General features: G+C 55.0%; 13 protein-coding genes. 12 read left to right on the top strand and 1 reads right to left on the bottom strand.

Going from position 1 to position 20,865, the window contains the following annotated elements; all coding sequences use genetic code 11:
* The first annotated feature begins 1 nt into the window (after position 1).
* The 11 genes from ptsP (at position 2) to recD (ending at position 17,868) form a co-directional block, all read left to right on the top strand.
* Positions 2-2,248 carry a phosphoenolpyruvate--protein phosphotransferase gene (gene ptsP / locus FCH32_RS21395; RefSeq protein WP_137363186.1) on the top strand — a complete coding sequence of 749 codons (2,247 nt, stop codon included), beginning with the start codon at positions 2-4 and terminating at the stop codon, positions 2,246-2,248.
* A 205-nt stretch (positions 2,249-2,453) separates the two neighbouring features.
* Positions 2,454-3,329 (top strand): prolipoprotein diacylglyceryl transferase, encoded by an 876-nt coding sequence (gene lgt, locus FCH32_RS21390; RefSeq protein ID WP_115257571.1) that lies wholly within the window; start codon positions 2,454-2,456, stop codon positions 3,327-3,329.
* Positions 3,330-3,335: 6 nt separating this feature from the next.
* On the top strand, positions 3,336-4,130 hold the full coding sequence (gene thyA / locus FCH32_RS21385; RefSeq protein ID WP_174361485.1) for a thymidylate synthase: 795 nt from the start codon (positions 3,336-3,338) through the stop codon (positions 4,128-4,130).
* 184 nt (positions 4,131-4,314) lie between these two features.
* On the top strand, positions 4,315-4,785 hold the full coding sequence (locus FCH32_RS21380; RefSeq protein WP_174361484.1) for a prepilin peptidase-dependent protein: 471 nt from the start codon (positions 4,315-4,317) through the stop codon (positions 4,783-4,785).
* Positions 4,776-5,339: a prepilin peptidase-dependent protein gene (locus FCH32_RS21375; RefSeq protein WP_137399910.1), complete on the top strand. Its 564-nt coding sequence runs from the start codon at positions 4,776-4,778 to the stop codon at positions 5,337-5,339. The genes FCH32_RS21380 and FCH32_RS21375 overlap by 10 nt, the downstream gene beginning before the upstream one ends.
* Positions 5,336-5,743, top strand: a complete 408-nt coding sequence (locus FCH32_RS21370; RefSeq protein ID WP_146717863.1) for a DUF2509 family protein — start codon at positions 5,336-5,338, stop codon at positions 5,741-5,743. The genes FCH32_RS21375 and FCH32_RS21370 overlap by 4 nt, the downstream gene beginning before the upstream one ends.
* Positions 5,728-6,051 (top strand): prepilin-type N-terminal cleavage/methylation domain-containing protein, encoded by a 324-nt coding sequence (locus tag FCH32_RS21365; protein WP_096755854.1) that lies wholly within the window; start codon positions 5,728-5,730, stop codon positions 6,049-6,051. Before FCH32_RS21370 ends, FCH32_RS21365 begins: the two co-directional genes overlap by 16 nt.
* A 12-nt stretch (positions 6,052-6,063) precedes the next feature.
* Positions 6,064-9,432, top strand: coding sequence for an exodeoxyribonuclease V subunit gamma (gene recC, locus FCH32_RS21360; protein ID WP_174361483.1), 3,369 nt, complete (start codon positions 6,064-6,066; stop codon positions 9,430-9,432).
* Positions 9,433-9,609: 177 nt separating this feature from the next.
* The gene (gene ptrA / locus FCH32_RS21355) at positions 9,610-12,498 is read left to right on the top strand and encodes a pitrilysin (protein WP_174361482.1); all 2,889 of its coding nucleotides are present in this window, start codon (positions 9,610-9,612) and stop codon (positions 12,496-12,498) included.
* Positions 12,491-16,036, top strand: coding sequence for an exodeoxyribonuclease V subunit beta (gene recB / locus FCH32_RS21350; protein WP_174361481.1), 3,546 nt, complete (start codon positions 12,491-12,493; stop codon positions 16,034-16,036). The genes ptrA and recB overlap by 8 nt, the downstream gene beginning before the upstream one ends.
* On the top strand, positions 16,033-17,868 hold the full coding sequence (recD, locus tag FCH32_RS21345; protein WP_117343827.1) for an exodeoxyribonuclease V subunit alpha: 1,836 nt from the start codon (positions 16,033-16,035) through the stop codon (positions 17,866-17,868). Before recB ends, recD begins: the two co-directional genes overlap by 4 nt.
* Before the next feature lie 47 nt (positions 17,869-17,915).
* Here recD and argA read toward each other — a convergent pair whose 3' ends face one another.
* Positions 17,916-19,247 carry an amino-acid N-acetyltransferase gene (gene argA / locus FCH32_RS21340; RefSeq protein WP_096755859.1) on the bottom strand — a complete coding sequence of 444 codons (1,332 nt, stop codon included), beginning with the start codon at positions 19,245-19,247 and terminating at the stop codon, positions 17,916-17,918.
* 235 nt (positions 19,248-19,482) lie between these two features.
* Between argA and amiC the strand changes: the two genes are divergently transcribed.
* The gene (amiC, locus tag FCH32_RS21335) at positions 19,483-20,736 is read left to right on the top strand and encodes an N-acetylmuramoyl-L-alanine amidase AmiC (RefSeq protein WP_096755860.1); all 1,254 of its coding nucleotides are present in this window, start codon (positions 19,483-19,485) and stop codon (positions 20,734-20,736) included.
* Positions 20,737-20,865 lie beyond the last annotated feature (129 nt).

Here is a 20,865-nt window from a genome sequence, read left to right as displayed (position 1 = left end):
TATGCTCACCCGCCTGCGCGAAATAGTCGAAAAGGTGGCCAGTGCTCCGCGTCTTAATGAGGCGCTGAATATTCTGGTTACCGACATCTGTCTTGCGATGGATACAGAGGTCTGTTCGGTTTATCTGGCCGATCACGACCGACGTTGTTATTACCTGATGGCGACCCGGGGACTCAAAAAACCACGCGGTCGCACCGTTGCGCTTGCGTTTGATGAAGGTATCGTTGGCCTGGTTGGCAGGCTGGCGGAACCAATTAACCTCGCCGATGCGCAAAAACACCCCAGCTTCAAATACATCCCTTCAGTAAAAGAAGAGCGATTCCGCGCCTTCTTAGGCGTGCCGATCATTCAGCGCCGCCAGCTATTGGGTGTGCTGGTGGTCCAGCAGCGTGAACTGCGCCAGTACGATGAAAGCGAAGAGTCATTCCTGGTGACACTCGCCACGCAAATGGCCGCCATTCTTTCTCAGTCGCAGCTCACCGCGTTGTTTGGTCAATACCGGCAAACGCGCATTCGTGCGTTGCCTGCCGCACCCGGCGTGGCGATTGCCGAAGGCTGGCAGGATGCCACGCTGCCGCTGATGGAGCAGGTGTATCAGGCGTCAACGCTGGATCCGGTACTAGAACGCGAACGACTGACTGAGGCGCTGGAAGAAGCCGCCAATGAATTCCGCCGCTACAGTAAGCGCTTTACGGCGGGAGCACAAAAAGAGACGGCGGCGATCTTCGATCTTTACTCGCACCTGCTTTCCGACACCCGTCTGCGCCGCGAGCTGTTTGCAGAAGTGGACAACGGTTCGGTGGCAGAGTGGGCGGTTAAAACGATTATCGAGAAGTTCGCTGAACAGTTTGCCGCCCTCAGTGATAACTATCTCAAAGAGCGGGCCGGGGATTTACGTGCGCTCGGCCAGCGTCTGCTGTTCCATCTTGACGATTCGATTCAGGGGCCAAATGCCTGGCCGGAACGTTTCGTGTTGGTGGCAGATGAGCTTTCCGCGACCACGCTGGCAGAGCTTCCGCAGGACCGACTAGTTGGTGTGGTGGTCAGAGACGGCGCTGCCAACTCCCATGCGGCAATTATGGTGCGCGCGCTGGGTATTCCGACTGTGATGGGGGCCGACATCCAGCCGTCGGTACTCCACCGCCGTACGCTGGTGGTGGACGGTTATCGCGGCGAGCTGCTGGTTGATCCTGAACCGGTTTTGATTCAGGAATATCAGCGACTTATCAGTGAAGAGATTGAACTCAGTCGCCTGGCAGAAGATGACGTTAACCAGCCAGCCCAGTTGAAAAGCGGCGAGCGCGTTAAGGTGATGCTCAACGCCGGGCTGAGTCCGGAACACGAGCAAAAACTGGGAAGCCGGATCGACGGCATCGGGCTGTATCGCACCGAAATTCCGTTCATGCTACAAAGCGGGTTTCCGTCAGAAGAAGAACAGGTTGCCCAGTATCAGGGCATGCTGCAAATGTTTAACGACAAGCCGGTGACTCTGCGTACGCTGGACGTCGGGGCTGATAAGCAACTGCCTTACATGCCCATCAGTGAAGAGAATCCGTGCCTTGGCTGGCGCGGGATCCGCATTACGCTCGATCAGCCGGAGATCTTTTTGATCCAGGTCCGCGCAATGCTGCGTGCCAACGCGGCAACCGGCAACCTGAGTATTTTGCTGCCGATGGTCACCAGTATTGATGAAGTTGACGAAGCGCGGCGCTTGATTGAGCGCGCCGGGCGCGAAGTGGAAGAGATGATCGGCTACGCGATCCCGAAACCGCGTATCGGCATCATGCTGGAAGTCCCGTCGATGGTCTTTATGCTGCCGCATCTGGCGAACAGGGTCGATTTTATCTCGGTGGGTACCAACGATCTGACCCAATATATTCTGGCAGTCGATCGTAACAATACGCGGGTCGCCAGCATTTATGACAGTCTACATCCTGGGATGTTACGTGCGTTGGCGATGATTGCCCAGGAAGCCGAGAGAAGCGGCATCGATTTACGCCTGTGCGGCGAAATGGCGGGTGACCCAATGTGTGTGACCATTTTAATCGGTCTGGGTTTTCGCCACTTATCAATGAACGGTCGTTCTGTGGCACGAGTGAAATATCTGCTGCGCCACATCGATTTTGATGAAGCGAAAACGCTGGCACAGCGCAGCCTGGAAGCGCAACTGGCGACGGAAGTGCGCCATCAGGTGGCGGCATTTATGGAACGCCGCGGTATGGGCGGTTTGATTCGCGGGGGGCTGTAAGTCTGAATTGTCGGCCTGATCATCACTGTTTCATCTGGCATCCCTGTTGGTGTCTGGCTTAACTATACAGATCTTTTACATCTTCCCGGCATGCGTGGTGATCCCCTTGTGCTATCATTCGCACCTTCGGAGCGCCTGTATCATACAGGCGCGCTTATCAATTGCTGTCTGACTTCAGCGAAATAACAAGAACTTGTGGTGACAGATGACCAGTAGCTATCTGCATTTTCCGGAATTCGATCCGGTCATTTTCTCAATTGGACCCGTCGCACTTCACTGGTACGGCATGATGTATTTGGTGGGGTTTATTTTCGCGATGTGGCTGGCGACGCGCCGCGCTAATCGCCCAGGAAGTGGCTGGACCAAAAACGAAGTTGAAAACTTACTCTATGCAGGCTTCCTCGGGGTGTTCCTCGGTGGGCGTATCGGTTACGTACTGTTCTACAACTTCCCGCTGTTCCTTGATAATCCGCTGTATCTGTTCCGCGTCTGGGATGGCGGAATGTCATTCCACGGTGGTCTCATCGGTGTGATCCTGGTGATGATTATCTTCGCCAAACGCACCAAGCGTTCGTTCTTCCAGGTCTCTGACTTCATTGCTCCTTTGATTCCGTTTGGTCTGGGTGCGGGACGACTGGGCAACTTTATCAACGGCGAACTGTGGGGACGCGTTGACCCTAACTTCTCATATAGCATGTTGTTCCCGGGCTCGCGTACCGAAGACATCTTACTGCTGCAAACCAACCCGCAGTGGCAATCTATTTTCGATACCTACGGTTCGCTGCCTCGTCACGCGTCTCAGCTTTATGAGATGGCGCTGGAAGGCGTGGTGCTGTTTATCATTCTTAACCTGTTCATTCGTAAACCGCGTCCGATGGGCTCGGTCTCCGGTCTGTTCCTGATTGGCTACGGCGCGTTTCGTATCATCGTTGAATTTTTCCGCCAGCCGGATCAGCAGTTTACCGGCGAATGGGTACAGTACATCAGCATGGGGCAGATCCTGTCTATCCCGATGATTGTCGCCGGTATCATTATGATGGTTTGGGCGTACCGCCGTAGCCCACAGCAACACGCTTCCTGAGGAATCATGAAACAGTATTTAGAACTGATGCAAAAAGTGCTGGATGAAGGCACACAGAAAAACGACCGTACCGGAACCGGAACGCTTTCCATTTTTGGTCATCAGATGCGTTTTAATCTGCAGGAAGGATTCCCGCTGGTTACCACTAAACGCTGCCATTTGCGCTCTATCATTCATGAACTGCTGTGGTTTTTGCAGGGCGACACTAACGTGGCCTACCTGCACGAAAACAACGTTTCTATCTGGGATGAGTGGGCAGATGAAAACGGCAATCTGGGCCCGGTCTATGGTAAACAGTGGCGCGCGTGGCCAACGCCAGATGGCCGCCATATTGATCAGATCACTACGGTGGTTAACCAGCTGAAGAATGATCCGGACTCTCGCCGTATTATCGTTTCTGCGTGGAACGTAGGCGAACTGGATAAGATGGCGCTGGCGCCGTGCCATGCGTTCTTCCAGTTCTATGTGGCAGACGGCAAGCTCTCCTGTCAGCTGTATCAGCGTTCGTGCGATGTGTTCCTCGGCCTGCCGTTTAACATTGCCAGCTATGCTTTGCTGGTCCATATGATGGCGCAGCAGTGCAATCTGGAAGTCGGTGATTTTGTCTGGACCGGCGGCGATACGCACCTGTACAGCAACCACATGGAGCAAACGCACCTGCAGCTCAGCCGCGAACCGCGTGCCTTGCCGAAGCTGGTCATCAAGCGTAAGCCTGACTCTATCTTCGACTATCGTTTCGATGATTTCGAGATTGAAGGTTACGATCCGCACCCTGGTATTAAAGCGCCGGTTGCTATCTAATCGACCGCTACCCTGCCACGACCGACGCCCTCGCGCGTCGGTTTTTTTTGCCCTGATTTCAGTTTTTCGACGCTGATTCCTGAAATTTTGCAATGCGCTGAAACGAAGCAAATATTCCCCGAAGCTCGCCGAACAACCCGAATTCCCCACTCGTGATTATTTTCCTTATCGCCATACTGGCGGCATGAAAAAACAACAGGGCTATACGCTAATTGAAACGCTGGTGGCAATGCTCATCATCGTGACGCTAAGCGCGTCAGGGCTATATGGCTGGCAACGCTGGCAGCAACAGCAACGATTGTGGCAAACCGTCGTTCAGGTGCAGGACTACCTGCTGCAACTGCGCGAGGATGCCAACTGGCATAACCGTGACCATGTCATCGGCGTTATCAGAGAGGGAACGTCATGGTGTCTGGTCAGCTCTGCTGCGGCTCAAAATACCTGTAAGCCCGCTTCTGCGTTGGTGTTAATCCCGCGCTGGGATGATGTTGAGATGGCAGACATCACGCCATCGCTGGCCTTTTTTGGCCTGCGCAACACCGCATGGGCTGGACATATAGGCCTAAAAAATGCAGCGGGTGAACGGTGGGTGGTGATATCGACCTGGGGGCGAATTCGGCTTTGTGAGCGTGATGAGGCAGATGTATGTCGGTAAACGAACGCGGTTTTTCATTGCTGGAGGTGCTGATCGCGATGGCTATCAGCAGCGTTTTGCTACTGGGGGCTGCGCGCTTTTTACCGTCGCTTCAGCACGATATATTGCTCAACACGCGCCAGTTAGCCCTTGAAGATGAGCTCTGGCAGCGAGCCTATACGGTGGCTAAACATCTCCAGCGGGCAGGGTACTGTCACGGAAACTGTAGCGGTGAAGGGCTGGTGATATCAGGACACGGTGATTGCGTAATTGCGCGTTGGGACGCTAACGGTAACGGCATTTGGGAGACAACCCCAGCTAAAGACGCGGACCAGATAGGTTTTCGTTTACAAGACCAGGTGCTGGAAACCTTGCGTGGTGCGACATCCTGCGATGGAAAGGGCTGGGATAAAATGACCGATCCTGACACTGTTCTGATTGAGACATTTCAGGTTGAACGCCAGAACATCAGCGGATTTGCGCCCATCCTGACCTTGCGTCTGCGCGGAGCCAGCAAAAGTGCGCCACAAAAGGTTATTGAAGCGCGCTATAGCGTGACGGGGTTTAACCTGTGAACCGGGAACGCGGCGTATCGTCCCTGGCGATGGTGCTTTTGCTTCTGCTGCTCGGCGGTCTGCTGCTCCAGGGGCTTAGCCAACAGGAAGCCAGTTTTGCTTCGCGCGTTGCCACGGAAAGCCAGGCTTTGCAGCACCAGGCTGTGGTGCAATCCGCCATGGAATGGGGACGTATGCAGTCCTGGCAACGGCAACCGGCCGTGCAATGCCGGCGAGATTCAACCGCGAATGCAGCCGTATGCCTGCGATTACATGGCGAGAATAACGTGTTGCTTATTACCGACTATGAAGGGATGTCACTATGGCGGCAGGGCGAGGTTATCGATGGCAATATTGTATTTTCCGCACATGGCTGGAGCGATTTCTGCCCGCTAAGAGAGGCTGCTCTGTGCCTGCTACCCTGAACCGGCAACGCGGTTTTAGCCTGCCAGAAGTGATGCTGGCAATGGTACTTATGGTCATGATTGTGACCGCATTGTCGGGGTATCAAAGGGTATTAATGAACAGTTTCCTCATCAGAAGTCAGTACCAGCAGCTGTGGCGTCATGCGTGGATGCAAACCCAAATGACGGCATTTCCGTCGCCGTTAAACTGGCAGGTAAACCGAATGCAGACAACGCGGGCGGGATGTGTCAGCATCAACGTCAAACTTTCTTCACCCTTGGGCAGGCAAGGTCAAATGACGCGTCTGCACTGCCCAAACAGTCAGTAGTCAGGAGCCGCTATGTTAAGGGTCTACCACTCCAATCGTCTGGATGTGCTGGAAGCGTTAATGGAATATATCGTTGAGCGCGACCGGCTCATCGATCCCTTTGAACCTGAAATGATCCTGGTTCAAAGTACCGGCATGGCGCAATGGCTACAAATGACTCTGGCACAGAAGTTCGGCATTGCCGCCAATATTGACTTCCCGCTACCTGCGAGTTTTATCTGGGATATGTTTGTGCGGGTACTGCCGGATATCCCAAAAGAAAGTGCGTTCAGCAAGCAGAGTATGAGCTGGAAGCTGATGACGCTGCTGCCGCAGTTGTTGGATGACGAGGCGTTCACGTTGCTGCGCCAGTATCTGACAGACGATACCGACAAGCGTAAGCTGTTTCAGCTCTCCTCACGTGCCGCTGACCTGTTTGACCAGTACTTAGTCTACCGCCCTGACTGGTTGACGCAGTGGGAGTCGGGGAAACAGGTTGAAGGATTGGGGGAGTCTCAGGCCTGGCAGGCACCGTTGTGGAAAGCGTTGGTGGAATACACCGCAGAGTTGGGGCAAGAGCGCTGGCATCGCGCCAATTTATATCAGCGATTTATTCAGACCCTGGAAAATGCCTCAAGCTGTCCGCAGGGGCTGCCCGCTCGCGTCTTTATTTGCGGCATTTCCGCACTGCCGCCCGTGTATCTTCAGGCCCTGCAGGCGCTGGGGAAGCATATTGAAATTCATCTGCTGTTTACTAATCCATGTCGTTACTACTGGGGTGATATTAAAGACCCCGCGTATCTGGCAAAGCTGCTGGCACGTCAGCGTCGGCATAGCTTTGAAGAACGTCATCTGCCGCTGTTTCGTGATAGCCAGAATGCTGAAGAGTTGTTTAACAGCGACGGCGAACAGGATGTCAGTAACCCGCTTCTGGCCTCGTGGGGCAAACTGGGGCGGGACTATATTTACCTGCTTTCCGAACTGGAAAACAGCCAGGAGCTGGATGCGTTTGTGGATATCACGCCTGACAATCTTTTGCATAACATTCAGTCGGATATCCTTGAACTGGAAAGCCGGGCCGTGGCGGGCGTTAATCTGGAGGAGTATTCGCGCAGCGATAATAAGCGCTTACTTGAGCCGAATGACACCAGCGTAACGTTTCACGTCTGCCACAGTCCACAGCGTGAGGTGGAAATTCTTCATGACCGCCTGCTGGCGATGCTGGCGGCGGACCCAACGCTGACGCCGCGCGATATCATCGTCATGGTGGCGGATATCGACAGCTACAGCCCCTTTATTCAGGCTGTTTTTGGCAGCGCGCCGGCCGATCGCTATTTACCGTATGCCATTTCTGACCGTCGTGCGCGCCAGTCCCATCCGGTTTTACAGGCGTTTATTAGCCTGCTGTCGCTGCCGGACAGCCGCTTTGTCTCCGAGGATGTGCTGGCATTACTGGATGTTCCCGTGCTGGCGGCGCGCTTCAACATCAACGAAGAAGGGCTGCGCTATCTCCGCTTATGGGTGAATGAGTCAGGCATTCGCTGGGGCATTGACGATGACAACGTGCGTGAACTGGCACTGCCGCCGACAGGCCAACACACCTGGCAATTTGGTTTGACGCGAATGCTGTTGGGCTATGCGATGGAAAGTGCGCAGGGGGAGTGGCAATCCGTACTGCCGTATGATGAGTCCAGCGGTTTGATCGCCGAACTGGTGGGGCATCTGGCTTCGCTGTTGATGAAACTGAATCTCTGGCGTCGGGGTCTGGCGCAGGAACGTCCGCTGGAAGAGTGGTTGCCTGTTTGCAACGACATGCTTAATGATTTCTTCCTGCCGGATGTGGATACCGAAGCAGCAATGACGCTGATTAAAGATCAGTGGCAGGCCATTATCGCTGAAGGTCTGGGGGCTAAATACGGCGAGGCCGTGCCGCTTTCGCTGTTACGCGATGAGCTGGCACAACGGCTCGATCAGGAACGCATTAGCCAGCGTTTCCTCGCAGGTCCGGTCAATATCTGTACCCTGATGCCGATGCGATCGATTCCTTTCAAGGTAGTGTGTCTGCTGGGCATGAACGACGGCGTTTATCCGCGCCAGCTTGCGCCTCTGGGTTTCGATCTGATGAGCCAAAAGCCGATGCGTGGTGATCGAAGCCGCCGCGATGATGACCGCTATCTGTTTCTGGAAGCCCTGATTTCGGCGCAGCAAACGCTCTACATCAGCTACATTGGTCGTTCAATCCAGGACAACAGCGAACGCTTTCCGTCGGTGCTGGTACAAGAGTTGCTGGACTATATTGGGCAAAGCCACTATTTGCCGGGTGATGAAGCGCTCACCTGTGATGAAAGCGAGGCCCGGGTAAAAGCGCACATAACCCGTTTGCATACCCGCATGCCTTTTGACGCACAAAACTATCTGCCGGGAGAGCAGCAAAGTTATGCCCGGGAGTGGCTGCCCGCGGCGAGCCTGACAGGCAAAGCACACACTGATTTTGTGCAACCACTGCCATATGTCATGCCTGAAATCCTGACACTAGAGACGCTGCAGAGATTTTGGGCACACCCGGTGCGGGCTTTTTTCCAGATGCGGCTACAGGTGAACTTCCGCTCTGAAGAGAGTGATATACCGGAGACAGAACCCTTTATCCTTGAAGGATTAACCCGCTATCAGCTTAATCAGCAGCTGCTTAACACGCTGGTTGAAGAGCATGATCCGGAGCGTTTGTTCCGTCACTTCCGTGCGGCAGGCTCGCTGCCTTTCGGGGCATTTGGCGAAATCCTATGGGATGCCCAGCGCCAGGAAATGCAGTCGCTGGCCGAGCGTATTATCGCTTGTCGCCAGCCGGGTCAGAGTATGGAGATCGATCTCAACTGCAACGGCGTGCAAATCACCGGGTGGCTACCGCAGGTTCAGCAGGACGGTTTGTTGCGCTGGCGCCCATCTTTGTTAAGCGTTTCTCAGGGCGTGCAACTTTGGCTGGAACATCTTGTCTATTGTGCCAGTGGTGGAACGGGTGAGAGCCGGCTGTTCCTGCGTAAAGATGCAGAGTGGCGTTTTCCTCCACTGGATGCCGAGCAGGCAATGCGCTACCTGGCGCAGCTTGTTGACGGGTATCGCGAGGGCATGTCATCGCCGTTGCTGGTGCTACCGGAAAGCGGTGGGGCATGGATAAAAACCTGTTATGACGCCGCAAATGATGCCATGTTAGAGGATGACGACACGCGGCAAAAAGCGCGTAGTAAGTTTTTGCAGGCCTATGAAGGCAACATGATGGTACGCGGTGAGGGTGACGATATCTGGTATCAACGCCTGTGGCGTCAGCTGGAGCCGGATACGCTGGAGGCCATCGTGGCGCAGTCTCAGCGCTTTTTGTTACCGTTATTTCGCTTTAATCAGTCATGATGATTGTATAAAAATTGCGCAATTCGATGGCTTCCTCTATGATGCGCTTTCTGTCACGGACTGATTCTTACACATAAGATGCTGACTCGTTCAGCACAAAGTCTTGCCCTGTTCAGACCCCGCCTTTCTGCGTGGTTTGCTGTGAACAGGTGAATACGTTAATGATGAGGTTTGTGAATGCCCCGCAGCACCTGGTTTTGCGCAATACTGTTGTTCGTCGCCCTTTGGGCGCCCGTAAGTCAGGCAGATACCGGTTGGCAGCCCTTAGCTGAAACCATCCGTAAAAGCGATAAAGATACCCGCCAGTATCAGGCCGTGCGCCTGGACAACGGCATGGTCGTGTTGCTGGTATCCGATCCCCAGGCCGTGAAATCCCTTTCCGCACTGGTGGTGCCCGTTGGGTCTCTGGAAGATCCCGACGATCATCAGGGGCTGGCGCATTACCTCGAACACATGTGCCTGATGGGCTCGAAAAAATACCCGCAGCCGGATAGCTTAGCGGAATTCCTTAAAATGCACGGCGGCAGCCACAATGCCAGCACGGCGCCTTATCGCACGGCTTTCTATCTTGAAGTTGAAAACGACGCGCTGCTCGGGGCGGTGGATCGTCTGGCGGATGCCATTGCCGAACCGTTGCTGGATAAAAAATATGCCGATCGCGAGCGTAATGCCGTTAACTCTGAGCTGACGCTGGCGCGTACCCGTGACGGTATGCGTATGGCGCAGGTGAGTGCCGAGACCATCAACCCGGCGCACCCGGGCTCGCGCTTCTCCGGCGGTAACTTGCAAACGCTGAGCGACAAGCCGGGTAATCCGGTGCTGCAGGCTTTACAGACGTTTCATGAAAAGTACTACTCGGCAAACGTGATGAAAGCGGTAATTTACAGCAATAAACCGCTGCCAGAACTGGCGCGGATAGCCGCTGATACCTTCGGACGGGTGCCGAACAAAAATATCGAAAAGCCGGAAATCACCGTCCCGGTAGTTACCGACGCGCAAAAGGGCATCATAATCCACTATGTCCCGGCGATGCCGCGTAAAGTGCTGCGCATTGAGTTTCGTATTGATAACAATAGCGCACAGTTTCGCAGTAAAACCGATGAGCTGGTGACGTACCTGATTGGCAACCGCAGCCCAGGTACCTTGTCTGACTGGCTGCAAAAGCAGGGATTAGTGGAAGGCATCCGTGCGGACTCTGACCCGGTGGTCAACGGTAACAGCGGTGTATTAGCCATTTCCGCGACCTTAACCGACAAAGGCCTGGCGAATCGCGATGAAGTGGTCGCGGCCATCTTTAGCTATCTCAACCTGTTACGCGATAAAGGCGTCGATAAACGTTATTTCGACGAACTGGCGCACGTGCTGGATCTCGACTTCCGCTATCCGTCCATCACCCGTGATATGGACTATGTGGAATGGCTGGCAGATACCATGATCCGCGTTCCGGTAGAACATACGCTGGATGCGGTAAATATTGCCGACCAGTACGATGCGAAAGCCGTGCAGCAGCGTCTGGCGATGATGACGCCGCAGAACGCGCGTATTTGGTACATCAGTCCAAAAGAGCCGCACAACAAAACCGCATACTTTGTTGATGCGCCTTATCAGGTCGATAAAATAAGCGATAAAACCTTCGCTGACTGGCAGCAAAAAGCGCAGGGCATTGCGCTGTCTTTGCCGGAGTTAAACCCCTATATTCCTGACGATTTCACGCTGATTAAAGCGGATAAAAAATATGCGCGTCCGGATCTGATTGCCGATGAGCCGGATTTACGCGTGGTCTATGCGCCGAGCCAGTATTTTGCCACTGAGCCGAAAGCCGACGTCAGCGTGATCCTGCGTAACCCGAAGGCGATGGACAGTGCCAAAAACCAGGTGTTATTCGCGCTTAACGATTACCTGGCAGGCATTGCGCTTGACCAGTTGAGTAATCAGGCTGCGGTGGGCGGTATTGGCTTCTCGACCAACGCCAACAACGGTTTGATGCTCAACGCTAACGGTTATACGCAACGTTTACCGCAGCTTTTTCAGGCGCTGCTGAGCGGTTATTTCAGCTATACCTCTACGGAGGAACAACTGGAACAGGCGAAATCCTGGTACGCGCAGATGATGGACTCTGCGGAAAAAGGCAAAGCCTACGACCAGGCGATTATGCCGGTACAGATGCTTTCTCAGGTGCCGTACTTCTCGCGTGATGAGCGCCGTAAGTTGCTGCCTTCTATTACCTTAAATGAGGTGATGACCTACCGTGACACGTTAAAAGCCGGGGCGCGACCTGAATTCCTCGTGATTGGTAATATGAGCGAGGCGCAGGCGAAGACCATGGCGCGGGACATCCAGAAACAGCTGGGTGCTAACGGCTCGGAGTGGTGTCGTAACAAAGATGTGGTGGTGGACAAAAAGCAGTCCGTTATCTTTGAAAAAGCGGGCAGCAGTACAGACTCCGCGCTGGCGGCGGTATTTGTCCCCACCGGCTACGATGAATACACCAGCTCAGCCTACAGCGCCATGTTAGGACAGATTGTGCAGCCGTGGTTCTACAATCAGCTGCGTACCGAAGAGCAGTTGGGATATGCCGTATTTGCCTTCCCGATGAGCGTAGGCCGTCAGTGGGGGATGGGCTTCCTGCTGCAAAGCAGTGACAAGCAGCCGTCTTATCTGTGGGACCGCTACAAAGCATTTTTCCCCACGGCGGAAGCGAAGCTGCGGGCGATGAAAGCCGATGAGTTCGCGCAAATTCAGCAGGCTATCATTGCGCAAATGCTGCAGGCGCCGCAAACGTTAGGGGCAGAAGCTTCGCAGTTAAGCAAAGATTTCGATCGGGGTAATATGCGCTTCGATTCACGTGATAAAATCGTGGCTCAGATTAAACTGCTGACGCCGCAAAAGCTTGCCGATTTCTTCCATCAGGCGGTGGTTGAGCCGCAAGGCATGGCGATACTGTCACAGGTTTCCGGCAGTCAGAACGGGAAAGCAGACTATGTGCACCCGGAAGGCTGGAAAGTGTGGCAGACCGTCAGCGCGTTGCAGCAAACCTTACCCCTGATGAGTGAAAAGAATGAATGATGCCGCTGAGTCCCTTGATCCTCTCCGCTTGCCCCTGACGGGCGAGCGTTTGATTGAAGCCTCCGCAGGCACCGGTAAAACCTTTACCATCGCCGCCCTGTATTTACGTTTACTGCTTGGACTGGGCGGCTCTGCCGCCTTTCCCCGTCCGCTGACCGTCGAAGAGCTATTAGTGGTCACCTTTACGGAGGCGGCTACTGAAGAACTGCGTGGACGTATTCGTAGCAACATCCATGAACTGCGCATTGCTTGCCTGCGTGAAACCACCGAAAACCCGCTGTACGTCCGTCTGTTAGATGAAATTGCCGATAAAAAGCAGGCCGCGCAGTGGCTGCTGCTGGCTGAACGACAGATGGATGAAGCGGCGGTGTTTACCATCCACGGTTTTTGTCAGCGCATGCTCAGTCTCAATGCCTTTGAGTCCGGCATGTTGTTTGAACAACAGCTGATTGAAGATGAATCACTGCTGCGTTATCAGGCCTGCGCGGACTTTTGGCGTCGGCATTGCTACCCACTGTCTCGCGATATTGCGCAGGTGGTTTTTGAAACGTGGAAAGGGCCGCAGGCGCTGTTGAGGGATATCGATCGCTACTTGCAAGGGGAAGCGCCGGTCATTAAAGCACCGCCGTCAGCAGATGAAACGCTGGCATCCCGACACGAAAAAATCCTCGCACGCATCAACCAAATCAAGCAGCAATGGTGCGATTCGGTTGATGAGCTGGACGGATTGCTGGAAGCCTCGGGGATCGACAGACGTAAATTTAACCGGGGTAATCAGGGCAAGTGGATTGAGAAGATAAGCGCCTGGGCGCAGGAAGAAACGCAAAGTTATCAGTTGCCGGATGCCCTGGAAAAATTCTCCCAGCGTTTTCTGGAAGAACGTACCAAAGCGGGCGGCATCACGCCACAGCATCCGCTCTTTGTTGCCATTGATGAACTGCTCGCTGAGCCGCTGACCATTCGCGATTTGGTGATCACACGGGCACTGGCGGAGATCCGCGAAACGGTGGCTGCAGAAAAACGTCGACGCGGTGAGCTGGGTTTTGACGATATGCTCAGTCGTCTCGATGCGGCGCTGCGCAGTGAAAGCGGCGACGCACTGGCGACAGCCATCCGTAGCCGTTTTCCGGTGGCAATGATTGATGAATTCCAGGACACCGATCCGCAGCAATATCGCATTTTCCGCCGTATCTGGCAGCATCAGCCGGATACGGCCCTGCTGCTGATTGGCGACCCGAAACAGGCGATTTACGCGTTTCGCGGCGCGGATATTTTTACCTATATGAAGGCGCGCAGCGAAGTGAGCGCGCACTACACGCTCGACACCAACTGGCGCTCGGCGCCTGGCATGGTTAATGGTGTGAATACGCTGTTTAGCCAGATGACCGACGCCTTTATGTTCCGCGAGATCCCCTTTAGTCCGGTGAAATCCGCCGAAAAAAATCAGTCGTTGCGGTTTGTCCTGAACGGTGAAACACAGCCAGCGATCAACATGTGGTTGATGAACGGGGAAAGTTGCGGTGTCGGTGACTATCAGAATTACATGGCCCGGGTTTGTGCGACGCAAATTCGTGACTGGCTGAAAGCCGGACACGCGGGCAAGGCGCTTCTGACGAGCGCTAAAACATCACGACCGGTACGCGCGTCGGATATCAGCGTGCTGGTGCGCAGTCGCCAGGAGGCAGCGCTCATCCGCGATGCGCTGACGCAACTGGCGATCCCGTCGGTCTATCTTTCCAACCGTGACAGCGTCTTTGATACCCTCGAAGCGCAGGAACTGCTGTGGGTATTGCAGGCGGTGATGACGCCGGAGCGTGAAAATACGCTGCGTAGCGCACTGGCAACGTCGATGATGGGGCTGAATGCGCAGGATATCGAAACGCTCAATAATGATGAGCATGCCTGGGATGCGGTAGTCGAGGAGTTTGACGGCTACCGTCAGCTCTGGCACAAGCGCGGCGTGATGCCGATGCTTCGCGCGCTGATGTCGGCGCGTCAGATTGCGGAAAACCTGCTGGCAACGGCGGGAGGCGAGCGTCGCCTGACTGATATTTTACACATCAGCGAGCTGCTACAGGAAGCCGGTTCGCAGTTGGAAAGCGAGCATGCGCTGGTGCGCTGGTTATCCCAGCATATTCTTGAGCCGGACAGCAATGCATCCAGCCAGCAGCTCAGGCTGGAAAGCGATAAGCACCTGGTCAAAATCGTCACTATTCACAAATCGAAAGGGCTGGAATACCCGCTGGTCTGGCTGCCTTTCATCACTCATTTTCGCGTGCAGGATCAGGCGTTCTATCACGATCGCCGTTCGTTTGAAGCGGTGCTGGATCTCAGCCAGGCTGATGAGAGCATCGAGCTGGCTGAGGTTGAACGTCTGGCGGAAGACCTGCGTTTGCTCTACGTCGCGCTGACCCGTTCGGTATGGCACTGCAGCCTTGGCGTTGCGCCGCTGGTACGCCGCCGGGGAGATAAAAAAGGTGACACCGATGTGCATCAAAGCGCGCTGGGCCGTCTGTTGCAAAAAGGCGAGCCGATGGACGCTGCCGGACTGCGCGCCGCCATTGATGCGCTTTGTAGTGACGATATTGCCTGTCGGGTCCCTGATGAACCGGACACCGAACGCTGGCTTTCTGCTGAAGAAAGCCGCGAGCCGTTGAGCGCGCGGACGCTGCCGCGCCTGCCAGGCGATAACTGGCGCGTTACCAGTTATTCCGGCCTGCAACAGCGCGGGCACGGTATCGCGCAGGATCTGATCCCCCGGCTGGACGTTGATGCGGCGGGCGTCGGTGAAGCGATTGTGGAATCCGGACTCACGCCGCACCAGTTCCCGCGTGGGGCGTCACCGGGAACATTTTTGCATAGCCTGTTTGAAGCGCTTGATTTTACCCAGCCGGTGGACCCGCTTTGGGTGCAGGAACAACTCGCGCTTGGCGGGTATGACGCACATTGGGCGCCGGTTCTGACCCCGTGGCTGGAGGCCATTTTGCATGCGCCGCTCAACGAAACTGGCGTGAGCCTGAGCGCACTTTCAGCGCATGAAAAACAGGTGGAGATGGAGTTTTATCTGCCGATTTCGCAGCCGCTGATTGCCAGCCAACTGGATGCGTTGATCCGCCAGTATGACCCGCTCTCGGCGGGCTGTCCTCCGCTGGATTTTATGCAGGTACGCGGCATGCTGAAAGGGTTTATCGACCTGGTGTTCCGTCATCAGGGGCGTTATTACCTGCTCGACTACAAGTCTAACTGGCTGGGTGAAGACAGTACGGCGTACACCCAGCAGGCGATGGCCGCTGCTATGCAGGCGCATCGCTATGATCTGCAATATCAGCTTTATACCCTGGCGCTGCATCGCTATTTACGTCATCGCATTGCAGACTACGACTATGAACGTCATTTTGGCGGCGTCATCTACCTCTTCCTGCGCGGCGTTGACAGCGAACAACCGCGGCAGGGGATTTACGCGACCCGACCTGACGCAGAATTGGTCGCTTTGATGGACGAGATGTTTGCCGGTGCGACACTGGAGGAGGCGTTATGACAATCCAAACGCGATTACTGGAGGCGGTAGAGCAAAAGCAGCTCCGGGCGCTGGATGCCCAGTTTGCGCTGGCGGTTGCCGGTAACGATAACCCTGCGGTCACGCTGGCAGCGGCGCTACTCAGTCGTGAAGCGGGTGAGGGACACGTCTGTTTACCGCTTTCCCGTTTATCCTTAAGCGAAGACGCCCATCCTCTGCTGAGCGCATGGCTAGGCGAAGCAGGTGAGCCAGCAGACTGGACTGAATGCCTGCTAGCCTCCGTGGCGGTGAGTCGTGGCGAGCGTCCTACTCCGCTGGTGCTGTACGGCGATCGCCTGTACCTGAACCGGATGTGGAATAACGAACGTACGGTCGCCCGTTTTTTCAGTGAAGTTAACCAGGCCATCGACGTCGATGAGTCGCGGCTGGCCCAGACGCTGGAGACGCTTTTTCCGCGAACAGAAGAGGGCGTTAACTGGCAAAAAGTGGCGGCGGCCGTGGCGCTGACTCGCCGTATATCGGTGATCTCCGGCGGACCGGGCACCGGTAAAACCACCACGGTTGCGAGGCTGCTGGCGGCATTGATTCAGATGACCGACGGCGAGCGCTGTCGTATTCGCCTGGCGGCACCGACGGGAAAAGCGGCGGCGCGTCTGACCGCATCGCTGGGCGCGGCACTGCGTGAGCTGCCGCTGACCGATGAGCAAAAGAAACGCATTCCGGATGATGCCAGTACGTTGCATCGGCTGTTGGGTGCGCAGCCCGGCAGCCAGCGCCTGCGCCATCATGCGGGCAACCCCCTGCATCTTGATGTGCTGGTGGTGGATGAAGCCTCGATGATTGATTTGCCCATGATGTCACGCCTGATTGATGCGCTACCGCCGCACGGGCGGGTGATTTTTCTTGGCGATCGCGACCAGCTGGCGTCCGTTGAGGCGGGCGCGGTGCTGGGGGATATCTGTGCCTTTGTGAATGCCGGGTTTACCCCCGAACGCGCAAAACAGCTGAGTCGGCTGACCGGCAGCACCATTCCGGCGGGCGTGGGCACCCAGGCCGCCTCTTTGCGGGACAGCCTCTGTCTGCTGCAAAAAAGCTACCGTTTCGGCAGTGATTCCGGTATCGGCCAGCTGGCGTCGGCGATTAATCGCGGTGATAAAGCCGCGCTGAAAACGGTATTCCAGCAGGGATTTAGCGATATTGAAAAACGTACCCTGCGCAGCGGGGAAGACTATGTCGCTATGCTCGAAGAGGCGTTAGCCGGATATGGCCGCTACCTGACGTTGTTGCGCGAAGGCGCAGAGCCGGGGGCTGTCATTCAGGCATTTAATGAATATCAGCTGCTGTGCGCCCTGCGAGAAGGGCCATTCGGCGTAAGCGGACTGAATGAACGCCTTGAACAGGTGATGGTACAAAAACGTAAAATCCAGCGTTCCGCGCATACCCGCTGGTACGAGGGGCGACCGGTAATGATTGCGCGTAATGACAGTTCGCTGGGGCTGTTTAACGGAGATATCGGTATTGCGCTCGATCGTGGGCAAGGGCTGCGGGTATGGTTCGCTTTGCCGGATGGGTCCATCAAGTCGGTGCAGCCCAGCCGTTTGCCGGAACATGAAACCACCTGGGCGATGACGGTTCACAAATCGCAAGGGTCTGAATTTGATCATGCGGCGTTGATTTTGCCTAGCCAGCACTCGCCCGTTGTCACCCGCGAACTGGTATATACCGCCATTACCCGCGCGCGACGCCGCCTGTCGTTGTACGCCGATGAGCGGATATTAACTGCGGCTGTTGCTATTCGCACGGAACGTCGCAGCGGGCTGTCTGCGCTGTTTAATGACGGCATTACAGAGTAGGTTTTGTTGGCCGGATAAGGCATTTATGCCACATCCGGCAACGACCTCTATCCCAAATCTGCCATCAGCACTTTTGACCGCCGCTGATAGTTGTACATCTCTTTCTTACTTTCCGGTAGCAGGTCGATATCCACCGGGGTAAAGCCGCGCTCCTGAAACCAGTGAATGCTGCGCGTGGTCAACACGAACAGCTTGCTGAGCCCCATTTGTCGGGCTTGCACGGCGATCCGCTCCAGCAAAACCTCGCCACGCGACGAACTACGATAGTCCGGATGCACCGCCACGCAGGCCATTTCGCCAATTCGTTCTTCCGGGAAAGGGTACAGCGCGGCACAGGCGATGGTCAGGTTATCGCGCTGAATAATGGTGAACTTGTCGATCTCCATTTCCAGTTGTTCGCGCGAGCGGCGAACCAGAATACCTTGCTGCTCCAGCGGACGGATCAGCTCCAGGATCCCGCCGATATCATTAATGGTTGCGCGACGGATCTGCTCGGCACTCTCCATCACGATTTGCGTCCCAATCCCGTCACGTGAGAACAGTTCTTGCAATAGCGTGCCGTCTTCCTGATAGCTAATCAGGTGGCAGCGGCGTACCCCGCTACGACAGGCTTTGACTGCACCCCGCAGGAAGCGCACGGTACCGGAGCTGTAGTCACCGATCGCTTCCTGGGCTTCAACGCGCGCCTGGGCCTCGTTGGGGAACAGTTCGGACACAATATCGCCATCATCGTTAATGACCCCTTGCGAGGAGCAAAAGCCGATCATCTTTTCTGCCTTCAGTTTGATGGCTAACTGAGTGGCGACCTCTTCAGACGTCAAGTTAAAGCTCTCGCCGGTCACGGAAACGGCGACAGGTCCCATCAGAACAATGGCGCCGCTGTCCAGTTGGCGGTGAATCGCCTCTTCATCAATACGACGAATGCGCCCGCTGTGGCAGTAATCGACGCCGTCATCCACGCCCAACGGCTGGGAGATAATAAAATTCCCGCTGACCACGTTGATGTGCGCACCCTGTAAGGGCGTATTGTTCAGGCTCATCGACAGGCGTGCAGTAATATCAAGCTGGAGCAGACCAGCCGCCTGTTTGACCAGCTCCAGCGTTTTGGCGTCGGTCACGCGCGTATTCTTGTGATACACCGGCTCATGATGATGCGCAGCAAGATTGGCATCAATCTGTGGTCGTGCGCCATACACCACAACCAGGCGAATGCCGAGGCTATGAAGGAGTCCAATATCATTGACGATACTGGAAAAATTTTCATGCTCGATGGCTTCGCCGCCCAGCATAATGACAAACGTTTTTCCCCGATGGGTATTGATATAGGGAACAGAATGGCGGAATCCCTGTACCAGCTCGGTTCTACGCTCCTTCACCACGGCACACCTCTATTGCATGATTATTCGTAATTTGTGTATTTTTATTCTGTTTTTGCGTTGTGCGCAAGCGTAATTTTTATTCCTGCTAAAGATTTTTCCCAGTAATGCCGTGAATATAAAAAGAATGTTTACCCTTTTGTAGATGACAGATTATGCGTCATTCGTTAAAGTTTCCGGTCAAATCGGACGTTTTACGTATTACCTCTACTAAAGATTTCTTTTGCTCGGGAGAAGCATGTCGGGATCCAATTCAGCAATCAGTCGCCGCCGTTTACTGAAAGGTGCGGGTGCTATGTGGCTTTTGAGCGTCAGTCAGGTCGGTTTGGCTGCCGTGAGTCAGGTCGTTGCGGTGCGCGTATGGCCAGCGTCCAGCTATACCCGCGTCACGGTAGAATCCAATCGTCTGCTGAAATACAAACAGTTTGCCCTGAGTAATCCTGAGCGTGTGGTGGTAGATATTGAAGGCGTCAATTTGAACTCGGTGCTTAAGGGTATTGGGACGCAGATCCGCCCGGACGATCCGTACATCAAGTCGGCAAGAGTCGGACAGTTTGACCCGCAGACCGTGCGTATGGTGTTTGAGCTGAAGCAAAACGTGAAGCCACAGCTTTTTGCGCTGGCACCGGTAGCGGGCTTTAAAGAACGACTGGTGATGGATCTCTATCCGGCCAATGCCCAGGATGTACAGGATCCTCTGCTGGCGTTGCTTGAAGATTACAACAAGGGCGATCTGGATAAGCAGGTGCCGCCTGCGCAAAGTGGTCCACAGCCGGGTAAAGCGGGGCGCGATCGTCCGATTGTCATTATGCTCGATCCCGGTCACGGCGGAGAAGACTCCGGTGCCGTGGGGAAATACAAGACGCGCGAAAAAGACGTGGTGCTACAAATTGCCCGCCGTCTGCGCGCGCTGATTGAGAAAGAAGGCAACATGAAGGTCTTTATGACGCGAAATGAAGATATCTTCATTCCGCTGAAGGTGCGCGTGGCTAAAGCTCAGAAACAGCGTGCCGATCTGTTTGTCTCTATTCACGCCGATGCGTTTACCAGCCGACAGCCCAGCGGTTCGTCGGTGTTCGCACTCTCCACCAAAGGCGCGACCAGTACGGCCGCAAAATTTTTGGCGCAAACCCAGAACGCCTCGGATCTTATTGGTGGCGTCAGCAAGAGTGGTGACCGCTACGTCGACCACACTATGTTTGATATGGTGCAGTCACTGACTATCGCCGACAGCCTGAAGTTTGGTAAAGCGGTACTGAATAAACTCGGTAAGGTGAATAATCTGCATAAGAACCAGGTTGAACAGGCCGGGTTTGCGGTACTGAAGGCCCCTGATATTCCGTCTATCCTCGTGGAAACGGCATTTATCAGTAACGTTGAAGAAGAGCGTAAGCTCAAAACAGCGACGTTCCAGCAGGAAGTGGCGGAGTCGATTCTGGCAGGGATCAAAGCGTATTTTGCCGATGGGGCGACGCTGGCAAGAAGGGGATAACAAAAAAGCGCTGAAAAGCGCTTTTTTTACGGGCCGTAAAAACAAAAAAACACCCGTCAGGGTGCTTAATGTATTGGTTGCGGGGGCCGGATTTGAACCGACGACCTTCGGGTTATGAGCCCGACGAGC

The sequence above is a fragment of the Citrobacter gillenii genome, assembly GCF_013337685.1.
Taxonomy (GTDB): domain Bacteria; phylum Pseudomonadota; class Gammaproteobacteria; order Enterobacterales; family Enterobacteriaceae; genus Citrobacter; species Citrobacter gillenii.
This window is presented reverse-complemented; position numbering and strand designations above follow the sequence as displayed.

What these genes read in the sequence shown, in the direction of transcription:
- ptsP (WP_137363186.1), top strand. Translation starts at nt 2, where the DNA reads ATGCTCACCCGCCTGCGCGAAATAGTCGAAAAGGTGGCCAGTGCTCCG.
- lgt (WP_115257571.1), top strand. Translation starts at nt 2,454, where the DNA reads ATGACCAGTAGCTATCTGCATTTTCCGGAATTCGATCCGGTCATTTTC.
- thyA (WP_174361485.1), top strand. Translation starts at nt 3,336, where the DNA reads ATGAAACAGTATTTAGAACTGATGCAAAAAGTGCTGGATGAAGGCACA.
- FCH32_RS21380 (WP_174361484.1), top strand. Translation starts at nt 4,315, where the DNA reads ATGAAAAAACAACAGGGCTATACGCTAATTGAAACGCTGGTGGCAATG.
- FCH32_RS21375 (WP_137399910.1), top strand. Translation starts at nt 4,776, where the DNA reads ATGTCGGTAAACGAACGCGGTTTTTCATTGCTGGAGGTGCTGATCGCG.
- recC (WP_174361483.1), top strand. Translation starts at nt 6,064, where the DNA reads ATGTTAAGGGTCTACCACTCCAATCGTCTGGATGTGCTGGAAGCGTTA.
- ptrA (WP_174361482.1), top strand. Translation starts at nt 9,610, where the DNA reads ATGCCCCGCAGCACCTGGTTTTGCGCAATACTGTTGTTCGTCGCCCTT.
- recB (WP_174361481.1), top strand. Translation starts at nt 12,491, where the DNA reads ATGAATGATGCCGCTGAGTCCCTTGATCCTCTCCGCTTGCCCCTGACG.
- recD (WP_117343827.1), top strand. Translation starts at nt 16,033, where the DNA reads ATGACAATCCAAACGCGATTACTGGAGGCGGTAGAGCAAAAGCAGCTC.
- amiC (WP_096755860.1), top strand. Translation starts at nt 19,483, where the DNA reads ATGTCGGGATCCAATTCAGCAATCAGTCGCCGCCGTTTACTGAAAGGT.